The sequence below is a fragment of the Staphylococcus sp. MB377 genome, from assembly GCF_001922505.1.
Taxonomy (GTDB): Bacteria; Bacillota; Bacilli; order Staphylococcales; family Staphylococcaceae; genus Staphylococcus; species Staphylococcus haemolyticus.
In genome coordinates, this window is the sequence record NZ_MAON01000044.1 from 97,000 (window position 1) to 110,950 (window position 13,951).

Annotated in this window: 15 protein-coding genes; 9 read left to right on the forward strand and 6 right to left on the reverse strand. The window is 33.2% G+C overall.

The features are described from left to right. Positions 1-19: 19 nt before the first annotated feature. The 4 genes from BB045_RS09000 to BB045_RS09015 all read right to left on the reverse strand — a co-directional run bounded on the left by BB045_RS09000 (position 20) and on the right by BB045_RS09015 (position 4,161). Positions 20-1,210: an ornithine--oxo-acid transaminase gene (locus BB045_RS09000; RefSeq protein WP_070581498.1), complete on the reverse strand. Its 1,191-nt coding sequence runs from the start codon at positions 1,208-1,210 to the stop codon at positions 20-22. 424 nt (positions 1,211-1,634) lie between these two features. Further along, positions 1,635-2,762, reverse strand: a complete 1,128-nt coding sequence (locus tag BB045_RS09005) for an NADH-dependent flavin oxidoreductase (protein WP_070581499.1) — start codon at positions 2,760-2,762, stop codon at positions 1,635-1,637. Between the two features lie 175 nt (positions 2,763-2,937). Then, positions 2,938-3,318 carry a S1 domain-containing post-transcriptional regulator Ygs gene (gene ygs, locus BB045_RS09010; protein WP_011276262.1) on the reverse strand — a complete coding sequence of 127 codons (381 nt, stop codon included), beginning with the start codon at positions 3,316-3,318 and terminating at the stop codon, positions 2,938-2,940. A gap of 246 nt (positions 3,319-3,564) precedes the next feature. Beyond that, positions 3,565-4,161, reverse strand: coding sequence for a peptidylprolyl isomerase (locus BB045_RS09015; RefSeq protein ID WP_016931161.1), 597 nt, complete (start codon positions 4,159-4,161; stop codon positions 3,565-3,567). A gap of 68 nt (positions 4,162-4,229) precedes the next feature. Here BB045_RS09015 and kapB point away from each other — a divergent pair, with 68 nt between their 5' ends. From kapB to BB045_RS09060, 9 genes are all read left to right on the forward strand, one after another. Beyond that, the gene (kapB, locus tag BB045_RS09020) at positions 4,230-4,610 is read left to right on the forward strand and encodes a sporulation phosphorelay system protein KapB (protein WP_070581500.1); all 381 of its coding nucleotides are present in this window, start codon (positions 4,230-4,232) and stop codon (positions 4,608-4,610) included. Between the two features lie 133 nt (positions 4,611-4,743). Beyond that, positions 4,744-7,155: a Na+/H+ antiporter subunit A gene (locus BB045_RS09025; protein ID WP_070581501.1), complete on the forward strand. Its 2,412-nt coding sequence runs from the start codon at positions 4,744-4,746 to the stop codon at positions 7,153-7,155. Then, complete coding sequence (locus tag BB045_RS09030; protein WP_016931159.1) at positions 7,136-7,564, forward strand: Na(+)/H(+) antiporter subunit B; 429 nt, start codon at positions 7,136-7,138, stop codon at positions 7,562-7,564. The genes BB045_RS09025 and BB045_RS09030 overlap by 20 nt, the downstream gene beginning before the upstream one ends. Continuing rightward, a complete protein-coding gene (mnhC1, locus tag BB045_RS09035; protein WP_070581502.1) occupies positions 7,564-7,905 on the forward strand; it encodes a Na+/H+ antiporter Mnh1 subunit C in 342 nt (113 codons plus the stop codon). Before BB045_RS09030 ends, mnhC1 begins: the two co-directional genes overlap by 1 nt. Beyond that, positions 7,898-9,397: a Na+/H+ antiporter subunit D gene (locus tag BB045_RS09040; protein ID WP_070678364.1), complete on the forward strand. Its 1,500-nt coding sequence runs from the start codon at positions 7,898-7,900 to the stop codon at positions 9,395-9,397. Before mnhC1 ends, BB045_RS09040 begins: the two co-directional genes overlap by 8 nt. Beyond that, positions 9,397-9,876, forward strand: a complete 480-nt coding sequence (locus BB045_RS09045) for a Na+/H+ antiporter subunit E (RefSeq protein WP_037548993.1) — start codon at positions 9,397-9,399, stop codon at positions 9,874-9,876. Before BB045_RS09040 ends, BB045_RS09045 begins: the two co-directional genes overlap by 1 nt. Continuing rightward, positions 9,876-10,166: a Na(+)/H(+) antiporter subunit F1 gene (locus tag BB045_RS09050; RefSeq protein ID WP_070581504.1), complete on the forward strand. Its 291-nt coding sequence runs from the start codon at positions 9,876-9,878 to the stop codon at positions 10,164-10,166. The genes BB045_RS09045 and BB045_RS09050 overlap by 1 nt, the downstream gene beginning before the upstream one ends. Then, positions 10,144-10,500: a Na+/H+ antiporter subunit G1 gene (locus BB045_RS09055; protein ID WP_011276272.1), complete on the forward strand. Its 357-nt coding sequence runs from the start codon at positions 10,144-10,146 to the stop codon at positions 10,498-10,500. The genes BB045_RS09050 and BB045_RS09055 overlap by 23 nt, the downstream gene beginning before the upstream one ends. A 187-nt stretch (positions 10,501-10,687) precedes the next feature. Continuing rightward, positions 10,688-11,854, forward strand: coding sequence for an NAD(P)-binding domain-containing protein (locus tag BB045_RS09060; protein WP_070839140.1), 1,167 nt, complete (start codon positions 10,688-10,690; stop codon positions 11,852-11,854). A 205-nt stretch (positions 11,855-12,059) separates the two neighbouring features. Here the strand turns inward: BB045_RS09060 and BB045_RS09065 are convergent, their stop codons facing one another. Together BB045_RS09065 and BB045_RS09070 are read right to left on the reverse strand one after the other, a co-directional pair. Further along, positions 12,060-12,437 (reverse strand): PaaI family thioesterase, encoded by a 378-nt coding sequence (locus BB045_RS09065; protein WP_070581505.1) that lies wholly within the window; start codon positions 12,435-12,437, stop codon positions 12,060-12,062. A 22-nt stretch (positions 12,438-12,459) separates the two neighbouring features. Further along, positions 12,460-13,779 (reverse strand): Na+/H+ antiporter family protein, encoded by a 1,320-nt coding sequence (locus BB045_RS09070; protein WP_037559151.1) that lies wholly within the window; start codon positions 13,777-13,779, stop codon positions 12,460-12,462. Between the last annotated feature and the right edge of the window lie 172 nt (positions 13,780-13,951).

Sequence of the window (13,951 nt, forward strand, 5' to 3'; positions counted from 1 at the left end):
ATGTTACAACTTTTTGAACTTAATTAAACACGCTTCTGATTCTATCTAATGCATCATCTAATTCTTCTTTAGAAATAACTAAAGGTGGAGCAAATCGAATCACCGTATCATGAGTTTCTTTACATAATAGTCCTTTTTCTTTTAATGCTTCACAGAAAGGTCTAGCACTTTCATGTAATTCAACACCAATAAAGAGACCACGACCACGTACTTCTTTAATAGCTGGGTGATTAATTTTTTGTAATTCAGATTTAAAGTATTCCCCTAATTCATGTGAACGGCCAGGTAAATCTTCATCTAATATGACATCTAACGCAGCGATTGAAACGGCACAAGCTAATGGATTACCACCAAACGTAGAACCATGTGAACCAGGTGTAAATACATCCAGTACTTCGTTGTCAGCTAAGACTACAGAAATAGGTAGTACGCCGCCACCAAGCGCTTTTCCTAAAATATAAACATCAGGTTTAACATTATCCCAATCAGTCGCAAATAATTTACCAGAACGTCCTAAACCAGCTTGAATTTCATCGGCAATAAATAAAATATTATGTTCATCACATAATTCTCTGATAGCTTTTAAATAACCTTCAGGTGGGATATTAATACCTGCTTCACCTTGAATCGGTTCAACTAAAATAGCAGCTGTATTCTCATTAATAGCTTCTTTTAATTTATCAACATCGCCGAAATTCACTTTGCGGAAACCATCTAATAACGGACCATAACCACGTTGGTACTCAGCTTCTGATGATAAAGATACTGGCGCCATAGTACGACCATGGAAATTACCATTAAATGCGATAATTTCAGCTTTATCTGGTTCAAGACCTTTTACATCATATGCCCAACGACGTGCAGCTTTCAATGCAGTTTCAACTGCTTCCGCACCGGTATTCATTGGTAGTGCTTTATCTTTACCTGATAATTTACAAACTTTTTCATACCATTCACCTAAATTATCACTATGAAAAGCACGAGAAACCAAAGTTACTTTGTCAGCTTGATCTTTAAGTGCTTGAATAATTTTAGGATGACGGTGTCCTTGGTTAACAGCTGAATAAGCTGAAAGCATATCCATATATTTATTACCTTCTGGATCAGTTACCCAAATACCTTCCGCTTCTGCAACAACGATTGGTAGTGGTACGTAGTTTTGAGCTCCATAATGGTTGGTTAATTCAATGATTTGTTCTGACTTAGTCATAATATCTCCCCTTTGCTTAATTTATATTAAAACTAATGGCCATATGATTACGGCTTTCGATGTCATATACAAAGAAGTATAATTGCAAAATTAATAAGAGCATTAAATGACTCATTGTTACATCAAATATGCCCTTCGTTTCTAAATGAAAGCCCTTACAGATATAATGACATATCTATCAATATTTTTACAAGCAAAATATTAAAAATTTTCCGATAAATAAAATTAATTAAGATTCCTTTGGTGTTTACGTAAAAAAGATTATGACAAGAATGATTGCCATAATCTTTTATAAACTCTCTAAGTTCATCTACATTTATCAAACTACATTTATCAAACTAAATTTATAAAGATATTTTGAACATCTTCTTTTTAACTAGATTAAAACTAACCGCAAAGTTTAACATTTATTCACTCATTAATACTATTTATCTTTACGAGGTAACGGATAAAAACCTTGGTTAAATTGTTTCCACAAATTAGGTGGTAATTCATGCTTATCTTCACGATGAGGGTCAAATTCTGATAAAATTTCGTCTTCTTTTCCTTCTTGAATTTTGCTGATGAAATTATAATCTAATAATATTTCACGACCAAGTGCTACGAGTTCAACACCTGTTGATTTAATAGCGTCTAATGCGTCATCAGCTTTAAATACAGATCCTATACCAATAACTGGGATACGACCATCCACCCATTGGTGAATTAATTTCAATCGCTCTTGTCCTGCATACTTACCTTCTCTTGTAGTTGAATGAATATCTCCAAGAGATATATGAACATAATCAATTGATTTTTCAGTAATTGTATTAATTAATTGTTCGGTAATTTCCATTGAAATACCCGGTGTTTCAGCTTCTTCAGGAGAAAGTCGATACCCTACTATGAAATCATCGCTCGCATATTCTGATTTAGCCTTTAATACTTCATCTATAACAGCAGTTGGAAACTTCATGTGATCAGACCATTCATCATTTCTTCTATTATAATATGGAGATACAAATTGGTGAATTAAATAGTGATTAGCACCATGAATTTCTACGCCATCAAACCCAGCTTCAATTACTCGACGCGTCGCTTCACCGAAATCTTTAATTGTTTGTTCAATTTCTTCAGGCGTAATTTCTCTAGCATCATGTTCATGTTGTTGTCCGAAGCTTTTTAAAGTGATAGGACTTGGTGCAACAACATCTCCATTCGGTGTTAAATTAGCTAATGCTTGTGCGCCACCATGATGAATTTGAACTAAAGCTTTAGCACCATTCTTCTTCATAGCTTGTGCTAAACGCTTGAGTCCTTCTATATCTGAATCATGCGCAACAGAAGGTTGTCCCGGAAAAGCTTTACCAATATCGTTAACATTACTTGCAGCATTGATGGCTAGACCAACATCTTTAGAGCGCTTTTCAATATACGGTATTTCCACGTCAGAAATTGTACCATCATCATTAGATGAAGTATGCGTTAATGGAGCCAATACAAAACGATTTTTTAATTCAACCCCATTTGGCAAAGTTACGGTTTCAAATAATTTTTCATATTTTTTATTCATAGGTAAGTCCTTTCCTTTTTAATTATGACCAGACTATAGCACACAGAATTAAAGCTCCTCCAATATTCTGCTTGACTGTATATGCATATATTTGTGTCACTTTTTTATAATCAAACGCATAAAAAAGCTAACGCTATATTAAAATATAACGTTAGCTTAGCGTGTTAACAGTCAATCAATTATTACGAATCGCACGTTTAGACTGTTTAATCCAGACCGGTAGGCGTTCTTCAAGTGTTTGAAACCCATACTTTTCTGTTTCTTTAATTTCATCTAATACTGACTGCTTTTCTTTTTTTCGTTCATAATTCTTAAAGTAATCATTATCTTTAAGAGACAAATTTAGTTTTCCTTCATCATCAATTGATAAAATTTTTGCTTTAACGATTTGTCCTTCTGATAGAAATTTTTTTAAGTTGTGGACATAATCATCCATAATTTCAGAAATATGGATAAGTCCTTCAGTATGGTCAGGGGTCTCAACGAAAGCGCCATACGGTTGAATTCCAGTCACACGCACTTTAATATGCTGACCTTCTTTATAGTGATTATTCAACTTGATAACCCCTTACTTCGATTTACTTAACATAATTATAATAGCATAAATCACAAACTTGGACTAACTATAACCAATAAAAATCCACATTTTTTCAAAAATATAATAACCCTTCCGACAAATACTAAATTAACGTTCGCATTTAAGGTTATCGTTTTTAAAATTGCAATTGAATAGAAAGTTTAAACCATAAAAAAACGAATCGACATCAACCGTCGATTCGTAAGATTTGTTCATAATCAATCATTATTTATCTTCTACATCAATAGATTCAATAACTACATCATGTACAGGTTTATCTTGTGCACCTACTTTAGTATTTGCAATATCTTCTAAAGTTGCTTCGCCTTCAATTAGTTGTCCGAACACAGTGTGTTTTTGATCTAACCAAGGCGTGCCACCATTATCCGCATATGCTTTGGCAATCGGTTCAGGCCAGCCACCATCTACTAATTGGTTAACCATAGATTCTGGAACTTCTTTCATTTGAACAACAAAGAATTGAGAACCATTTGTGTTTGGTCCTGCATTTGCCATTGAAAGCGCACCATATAAGTTAAAAGCCTCTAAAGAGAATTCATCTTCAAAAGAACCTCCATAAATACTTTCACCACCCATACCAGTTGCTGTAGGATCTCCTCCTTGAATCATGAAGTCATTAATAACACGGTGGAAAGTAATACCGTCATAATAACCATTTTTAGCGTGTGTCACAAAATTTTCAACAGTTTTTGGCGCGATATCTGGGAACAACTTAAATGTCATATCGCCTTTATTTGTATGCATAACAACTTTAATTTCATTGTCTTGTATTTCTTTGTTTAGTTGTGGATAGTTAGTCATTTCAATTCTCCATTCATGTTATGATGATATAGATACATCTTAACACATTTGAAAGGAAGTAATATAGCATGTTATACCGATTCTCACATAAGACTGGCGCTTACGGCGTTACAATTAAAGAAGAGAATGACGACCAAGTTCTAGTTCAAGTTGAGCAAGTGATTAAACATCCGAAACAAGGTGATTTACATAATCCAGGACAAACTGAAGGTGTCTTTTTCCATGAAAGACGTGCTCTAAGTCATTATGAGAAACGTTATGCAACGCGTTCACAATTGCGCGAGTTTAATGTTGAGGAAATGACTTATGAAGCGTCACTTCAACAAGCTATTACAAAAATGGAAAATGATTTAAAACAGCAAAATACTGAATTTGCAAAACTAGCCTTAAACAATCTTGAAAATATAAAAATTGACTATTCAATTCAATATAAACAAAAATTTTTATAGGTCATTTGAACCTGTTTCTTCTTATTTAACCAGTTCTGAAAAATCACTACTTATATGCGTTTTCGTCGTTTTTCAGAACAATATGATTCATGTATAATATATTGCATAAATATTTTTTAAGGAGGATAACATAGTGAGTTTGTTACATATTGCGGTCATTTTACCGTTAATATTTGCACTCATTATTCCAATTCTATATCGATTCTTTAAAAAGATTCATTTAGGTTGGTTTGTATTACCTATTCCTGTTGCCTTATTTATCTATTTCTTATCTCTAATTTCGACTACTCAGTCAGGTAATACAGTAATAAAAACATTAAACTGGATGCCACATATAGGTATGAATTTTGATTTATATCTTGACGGCTTAAGCATTTTATTCAGTTTACTTATAACAGGTATAGGATCGTTAGTGGTTTTATATTCCATTGGTTACTTAAGTAAATCTGAACAGCTTGGTAATTTTTATTGTTATTTATTACTATTTATGGGTGCAATGTTAGGCGTTGTCCTTTCAGACAATTTAATTATTTTATATCTATTTTGGGAATTGACTTCGTTTTCAAGTTTTTTACTTATCTCTTTCTGGAGAGAAAAAAAGGCATCTATTTATGGTGCACAGAAGTCATTAATCATTACCGTATTTGGTGGATTAAGTTTATTAGGGGGATTCATTTTAATTTCTCTAGCAGGTGATTCACTTAGCTTACACGAGCTAATTGCTAATGCATCTGAGATTCAACATAGTCCATTCTTTATCTTCGCAATGGTACTTATTATGTTGGGTGCATTTACTAAATCTGCACAAGTTCCATTTTATATTTGGTTGCCTGACGCTATGGAAGCACCTACCCCAGTCAGTGCATATCTACACTCGGCAACAATGGTGAAAGCAGGATTATATTTAGTTGCACGTGTTACACCGCTTTTTGCGATATCACAAGGATGGATTTGGACAATTACTTTAGTTGGTTTAATCACACTTTTCTGGGCATCTTTAAATGCAACAAAACAACAAGATTTGAAAGGTATACTCGCATTCTCAACAGTATCTCAACTTGGCATGATTATGTCGATGTTAGGTATTGGTGCCGTAAGTTATCATTTCGAGGGAAGTCAAAGCCAATTGTACATTGCTGGATTTACTGCAGCAGTGTTTCATCTAGTGAATCACGCCACATTTAAAGGTGCGTTATTCATGATTACAGGTGCTGTAGATCATGTTACAGGCACAAGAGATGTTAAAAAACTTGGTGGTTTGCTAACGATTATGCCTATATCATTTACAATTACTGTTATTACAGCATTAAGTATGGCAGGTATTCCACCGTTTAACGGCTTCCTTTCTAAAGAAAAATTTCTTGAAGCCATGATTGAGATTTCTCACGCTAATGTTTTCAGTTTAGATACATTAGGTATTGTTTTTCCTATTTTAGCTATTGTGGGTAGTATATTTACGTTTGTATATTCAATTAAATTTATTATGTATATTTTCTTTGGTAAACATCAACCTAATGCTTTACCTAAAAAAGCACATGAGGCTTCAATATTGATGTTATTATCTCCAATCATTTTAGCAGTACTCGTTGTTGTCTTTGGGTTATTCCCAGGATTATTAACGCAATCTATTGTAGATCCAGCGACTACTGCAATTAGTGGTATGAGTAATGTTAATGCGGAATTTCATTTATTCCATGGTATTACTCCTGCATTTATTTCAACATTAATTATTTGGATATTAGGTATTCTTTTATTACTAACATTTAGTTATTGGATCCGACTCTTACACGCTCAGCCAACACGTCTAACATTAAATCATTGGTACGATTCTACTGGAAAATACTTGCCTAATTATTCAGCGAATATGACGAATAGTTATGTAAATGGTTATGTTAGAGATAGCTTAGTCATTATATTCGGTATGCTTATTGTCGTTACGATTGTGACGTTACTAAGTGTTCCTTTTGACTTTAATTTTAAAGATATAAATAATATTCATATTTACGAAATTGCGATTTTAATATTATTAATTATCGCAGCATTTATGGTTGTTATTGCTAAATCACGTTTATTTAGCGTTATCATGCTAGGTGTGGTCGGTTATTCAGTATCTGTATTATTTGTATTTTTCAAAGCACCAGACCTTGCCTTAACTCAGTTCGTAGTAGAATCGATTTCTACAGCGTTATTCTTATTATGTTTCTATCATTTACCTAATTTAAATCGTTATAATGAAACACGATCATTTAAATTAACGAACGCACTTATTTCAATTGGTGTCGGACTTGTTGTAATTATCTTAGGTTTAATTGCGTACGGAAACAGACATTTTACATCTATTGGAGAATACTATAAAGCACATGTTTATGATTTAGCTCACGGTAAGAACATGGTAAATGTCATACTTGTTGACTTCCGTGGTATGGATACTTTATTTGAATCATCTGTATTAGGTATTGCTGGTTTAGGTGTGTATACAATGATTAAGTTGCGTCGTAAACATCAATCAAGTGAGGTGAAACGTGATGAACAGACAGAACAATAATTTAATGTTTCAATATGCTGCTGTTATTATCGCCTTTCTAATCGCCTTATTTGGGGTCACTTTATTCTTTGCAGGACATTATACACCTGGTGGTGGCTTCGTAGGTGGCCTACTATTATCATGTGCACTAACTATCATCGCAATTGCGTTTGATATTAAAACGATGGAAAAGGTATTCCCGTGGGATTTTAAAATTTTAATTGGAATTGGCTTATTATTCTGTGTTGGTACTCCATTAGCGAGTTGGTTCTATGGTGAAAACTTTTTCACACACACGGAATTTAATATACCGTTGCCCCTACTTCAACCTGTTCATATGAACACACCGATGTTCTTTGATTTCGGAGTTCTTTGCGCAGTAGTTGGAACGATTATGACAATTATTATAACGATTGGAGAGAGCGAATAGTGGAAATAATCATGATATTTGTATGTGGCATCCTCACTTCAATTAGTGTCTATCTCGTTTTATCTAAAAGTTTGATACGAATTGTTATGGGGACAACTTTAATTACACATGCATCAAATTTATTTTTAATTACTATGGGTGGATTGAAACATGGCGAAATGCCAATCTATGAAAAAAATATTAGTCAATATGTCGATCCTATCCCCCATGCATTAATACTAACGGCAATCGTTATCGCTTTTGCGACAACTGCCTTTTTCTTAGTCTTAGCATTTAGAACATACAAAGAATTAGGTACTGACAACGTAGAAAGAATGAAAGGAGTGTTAGATGATGATTGAAAATAACTTAGTCGTCCTTTCATTAGTCGTACCTATCTTTACAGCAATTATATTGGTCTTTTTAGGACAACGTTATCGTGCGAAACGATATATCACTTTAACTGGTCTAGTCCTGACACTAATTGTGGCAATAATCAATTTAAGAAATGTATATGTCGATGGTCCGCTTAAAGTAGAATTGGGTTCTTGGCCTGCACCTTATGGCATTATCTTTTTACTAGATAGTTTTAGTGCAATGTTGATTGTGACTAGTATCATTATCACCATTTTAATTACTGCATTTTCAAGTACCACAGCAGGAATTGATAGAGAACGTTATTATTATCACTTCTCTATCACATTTATGTTAGTAGGAATTATAGGTGCATTTACAACTGGAGATATATTTAACTTATTTGTATTTTTCGAAGTCTTCCTAATGTCATCTTACGCACTACTTGTACTAGGTGGCACTCAAATTCAATTACGTGAAACTGTCAAATACTTATTAGTTAATATAGTAACCTCAACATTCTTTGTAATTGCAGTAGCGATTTTATATTCCATCGTTGGTACGTTAAACATGGCAGATATTAGTGAAAAATTATCTACATTGTCTAACACACATAGCGGACTCTTAAGTATAGTCTTTATTTTATTTATCTTCGTGTTCGCAACTAAAGCCGGTGCTTTCCCTATGTACGTATGGTTGCCAGGTTCATATTATGCACCACCATTTGCAATCATTGCATTTTTTGGTGCCCTACTAACAAAAGTAGGCGTATATGCGATTTTAAGAACTTTGAGCTTGTTCTTCCACAACACAATGAGTTTCTCGCACTATACAATTTTATTCTTAGCGTTATTAACGATCATTTTTGGTTCGGTAGGTGCAATTGCATACGATGATACTAAAAAGATTATTATTTATAATATCATGATTGCAGTCGGAGTTATCTTAGTTGGCGTAGCAATGATGAATGAAGCAGGTATTATAGGTGCGATTTACTACACAATTCATGACATGTTAGTCAAAACTGCCCTATTTTTACTTATAGGTGTGATGTATCAAATTACGAAATCTACAAGTCTTAAAGACTTTGGCGGTTTAATTAAACACTACCCTGTACTAGGATGGACTTTCTTCATCGCAGCGCTAAGTCTCGCTGGTATACCGCCTCTAAGTGGTTTTTATGGTAAATATTACATTGTACAAGCAACCTTTGAAAAAGGATTTTATGTAAGTGGTATTATCGTATTACTTTCAAGTTTAGTTGTGCTATATTCAGTCATTCATATTTTCTTAAAAGGCTTTTTCGGGAAACCTAAAGGTTATGAGCCTACTCAAAGTGTTAACGTTAAACACGCTACTACTATTTCAATAATTGCTGTCGTCATCACAGTCTTATTTGGATTATCTGCTGATTTATTATATCCATTAATTTCTGAGGCGGCTCAATCGTTTTACGATCCTAGCATCTATATTGAGAGTGTCTTAGGAGGTAGATCATAATGGCTATTCAAATTATTTTAAACTTTATCTTAGCTTTTATTTGGATTTTCTTAAGTGGTAGCTATACATTAAATAACCTCTTACTCGGCTTCATACTAGGACTCGGATTTGTATATTTATTTAGTAGAATATTACCAGGAAGATTTTATTTCATAAAAATTTATAAAATATTAAAATTAGCGGTTGTATTTTTTGTAGAATTATTAAAAGCTAATATCGACGTTTTAAAAATTGTTCTACAACCTAAACTTAAGAATGAACCAGGTTTCTTCGTATATCACACTGATTTAAAAACTGATTGGCAAATCGTTTTATTATCTAATTTAATAACATTAACGCCAGGAACAGTCGTATTAGGTATTAGTGATGATAGAAGAAAAATATATATTCACTCTATAGATTTCAGTACTAAAGAAGAAGAAGTTGAAGGTATAAAATCTTCATTAGAGAGAGTAGTTAGAGAGGTGGGCGAAGACTAATGGTAAAAATCATCATGATTATTGCTTTAATTGTTGTTGCAATATCAATGTTAGCGATGTTTGTACGTATCATCAAAGGTCCCACATTAGCCGATAGAATTTTAGCGCTTGATGCAATCGGTTTACAACTAATGGCGTGTATCGCGTTATATAGTATATTCATAGGTTCAGAATATTTACTCGTTGCTATTTTATTAATTGGTATTTTGGCCTTTTTAGGAACAGCTGTCTTCTCAAAATATATGGATAAAGGTAAGGTGATTGAACGTGATAACGAACATTATCATTAGTTTAGCAGTTATCTTTGTCATTTTAGGAGCTATTATAAGTGCCGTTACTGCTATTGGTATTATAAGATTAAAAGATATTTATTCGCGTGGTCATGCTGCAGGAAAATCAGCAACTTTAGGTGCTATTTTCCTATTGTTTGGCACATTCTTATACTTTATCGCTACAGATGGATATATTAATATGCAATTAATCTTTGGTATTCTTTTTATTCTTATAACTGGCCCACTTTCAAGTCATTTAATAATGAGAGCAGCTTATAATAATAAAACACCTTATACTAAAGATACGAAGATCGATGAACTAAAAAATGAATTTAAAGATAAAATGATTTAACTAAAAAAAGCAACTGACTAATATGAAAAAGTTCTTATAGCAAACTTTATATAGCTCAAGTCACAATTGTGGGTGGAGACAGAATTCAAAATGATTTCTGTCTCCGCTCATTTTTTATTGTCTAGTCTACATATTTATGATAATATAAATCGTAATTATTACGTTTTATAAAGAAAGAAGTGTTATTATGCATTGGACAATTATCGGTGGCGGTTTACAAGGTACAACAATTGCGATTCAACTAAGAGAATTAGGGCTATCTAAAGAGAAATTAACAATTATAGACCCATATGTCTCACTATGTGAACAATTTAATGATTTTTCTCATCGTATCAGCATGCCCTATTTGCGTTCACCAATTGTACATCACATCCACCCTAACCCATTCCATTTAAAACAATTCGCTAAAGTTCAACAATATGCACACGGTACTTATGGTCAATACCAACGTCCACAAAGAGATATGTTTATGCATCATGTTCACGAACAAGTTCATCATTATGATTTAAACGAAAATCATATTCAAGGCTATGTAGAAGCATTAGCAAAGAAAGATGGGCAATGGCAAATACAATTAAATGATAATCAAATCATACTCACGGATTGCGTTATATTAGCAAATGGATGTACGCATAAACCCTACATTCCTAATATTTATCAAGATGCTGATGATGTGTGCCACATTTTCGATAAATCATTTAATACAACTATGTATGGACTCAGTTCTCACGTTATAGGAAGTGGTATTTCTGCTGCCCATTTAACTTTAAAACTTATAAATCAATCTCATGATAAAGTTATTCATTTATGGATGAATAAAGACATTGATATCCAACATTTCGATGCAGATCCAGGTTGGTTAGGTCCTAAAAATATGAATCACTTTTTAAATATTGAATCCTCTTTAGAACGGCAGTCTATCATTCAACACGAAAGACATAAAGGTTCAATGCCTAGAGAGTTATATTTACGACTTAAGAAACATATTCAATCTGGACGACTCGTAATTCACAAAGACAATATTTTATCAGTTGACCAACATCAAATTCATACAGAACAAGCGTCTGTCCCGTATGATTTCATTTTATTAGCAACAGGTTTTGAACCAACACTATTAAAACAGACTATGATTCAATCATTAATTAAAAATGAAAGTGCACCTTTAACACATTGTGGATTACCTTCTATTAGTTCTGAATTAGAGTGGTTACCTCAATTGTTTGTGTCAGGTGGTTTAGCAGATTTAGAACTGGGTCCTTTTGCTAGAAATATCATGGGTGGAAGAGAAGCCGCTCAAAGAATTAAGCAGGCCTATAAACGTTTATCAGCTCAACATATCCAAAAACATGCATAATTTCATTAGAAGTAATTGTCAACGTAACAACTATAAACTATTTTTAAATGCGATTTCTTGTATATTTCTTATAAAAAAAAGCAGGCGCAGGACAGAATTCTTTATGAATTCACCATCCCACGCCTGCGTTCTTTCTTAGACAAATACTTTTACAATTAGTATATTTAAAACGATACTTAATTGAACTAAAGTAGCGTTTGGTATTTTATTGCTTTAAAAGTTTAATTCCAATTGTTCCTCTCATAACACTTATCAATTGGCCTTGTTCACTTTTTATTTCTATATTCCAAACTTGAGTTGTACTTCCTTTATGAATAATCGTTGCTGTAGCAATAACACGACCTTCTTTAACCGAATGAATATGGTTAGCATTCATTTCTAAACCTAGTGGTATGAACGAATTCGTATCGATTAGATTAGTAGCGCCTAATGAACACGCTGTTTCACCTAAAGCAATTGTTGCACCACCATGCAAATAACCAAATGGTTGTTTAACTTTATCAGTAACAGGCATTGAAATTACTACTTTACCCTCTGATGTTTCTTCAATCTGCATTTCGAACGTTTCCAATAAGTTAGTCATTTAATTGTTCACCTCATTACACCTATAATATCATAGCTGCAATCGTACCAAATACCATTAAAGGTATATTATAGAATAAGAAATTCGGGATACATGTATCGCGAATATGATCATGCTGTCCATCCACATCTAACCCAGCTGTTGGCCCTAGCGTAGAATCACTTGCAGGAGATCCTGAATCACCTAAAGCACTCGCAGTTCCTACTAAAGCGATTAGAGCCATAGTACTTAAGCCGAGTGAAGCACCAAGTGGAATAAATAATGTTGCAATTATAGGAATCGTTGCAAATGATGAACCAATTCCTAAAGTTACAATTAAACCAATAATGTACATGATGACAATACTTAATAACTTGTGACCATTTGAAATGTCAGTCAAACTTGATACTAATTTTTCGATATCTCCTGTTGCATTCATGACACCTGCGAAACCATTAGCTGAAAGAATAACAACACCTATAAATGACATGATTTTAATACCTTCAACAAATTGACTATCCAATTCTCTCCATTTGTAAACACCCGAAATAAAGAATACGAGTACACCTGCTAATGCACCAAAAATCATTGAATCAGTAAAAGTTTGAACTAAGAATGTAGCTAATATAGCGACTATTGTAACTACGAGTACATACGGTTTAATTTCATTAATTGTATTCTCATCTTCTACATAAGTTTCTGTTTTATATTCTCGTGGTTTACGATAATAAAACATACCCAAGATTAAACCAACTATATAACCAAGTGAAGGAATCAACATGCCTTTCCAAATCATATTAAATTCGATAGGGTGATGTGCTTTTTGGAAACCGCTTTGAATAATTTGGTGGAAAATCTGTCCAAAGCCATATGGTAATAAGACATAAGGCCAACACAAACCAAATCCGATGACTAGAGAAATAAGTCTTCTATCAATTTTTAAATCATTAAACAGACTTAATAGTGGCGGTATAACTATTGGAATGAAAGCAATGTGAACCGGTATAAGGTTCTGACTCATTATACTCATCGCGAGTAAAGCTATAATAATAATGATTTTTACTTTTATTCTTGATAGTCTGCTATTTTCAGAGTGAATTGCGCGGATTATCTTAGTTACAAGATAATCTGTAATACCACTATATGAAATCAATGCTGCAAATCCACCCAATAATGCATAGCTTAGCGCTACCTCGGAACCGTCTACAATATTTTTTCCAAATACACTGATTACCTTTTCAACACTCATTCCAGAAATGAGACCGCCTACTAATGCACTAATGAACAGACTAATAACTACATTTAGTCTACATAAGCATAAAACAATCATTAATAATACGGCTATTACAACTGCATTAAACATAACAACACATCCTTTATCTCTCTACCGAACTAAAGTATTTAATATGTTCCTTATCATACCAAGTAACTGGTACGTTGTCAATGTAGAATTACATTCTAAGTTAATAAGATTATTCATATTAAATAAGGAGTAGAAACACGCAATAGCACATGTTTCTACTCCTTAACCAAAT

Bases quoted from the DNA above. Each gene is read 5' to 3' on its own strand.
- BB045_RS09070 (WP_037559151.1), bottom strand. From the start codon at position 13,779: ATGTTTAATGCAGTTGTAATAGCCGTATTATTAATGATTGTTTTATGC.
- BB045_RS09030 (WP_016931159.1), top strand. From the start codon at position 7,136: ATGAACAGACAGAACAATAATTTAATGTTTCAATATGCTGCTGTTATT.
- BB045_RS09015 (WP_016931161.1), bottom strand. From the start codon at position 4,161: ATGACTAACTATCCACAACTAAACAAAGAAATACAAGACAATGAAATT.
- BB045_RS09060 (WP_070839140.1), top strand. From the start codon at position 10,688: ATGCATTGGACAATTATCGGTGGCGGTTTACAAGGTACAACAATTGCG.
- BB045_RS09005 (WP_070581499.1), bottom strand. From the start codon at position 2,762: ATGAATAAAAAATATGAAAAATTATTTGAAACCGTAACTTTGCCAAAT.
- BB045_RS09045 (WP_037548993.1), top strand. From the start codon at position 9,397: ATGGCTATTCAAATTATTTTAAACTTTATCTTAGCTTTTATTTGGATT.
- kapB (WP_070581500.1), top strand. From the start codon at position 4,230: ATGTTATACCGATTCTCACATAAGACTGGCGCTTACGGCGTTACAATT.
- BB045_RS09000 (WP_070581498.1), bottom strand. From the start codon at position 1,210: ATGACTAAGTCAGAACAAATCATTGAATTAACCAACCATTATGGAGCT.
- BB045_RS09040 (WP_070678364.1), top strand. From the start codon at position 7,898: ATGATTGAAAATAACTTAGTCGTCCTTTCATTAGTCGTACCTATCTTT.
- BB045_RS09050 (WP_070581504.1), top strand. From the start codon at position 9,876: ATGGTAAAAATCATCATGATTATTGCTTTAATTGTTGTTGCAATATCA.
- BB045_RS09065 (WP_070581505.1), bottom strand. From the start codon at position 12,437: ATGACTAACTTATTGGAAACGTTCGAAATGCAGATTGAAGAAACATCA.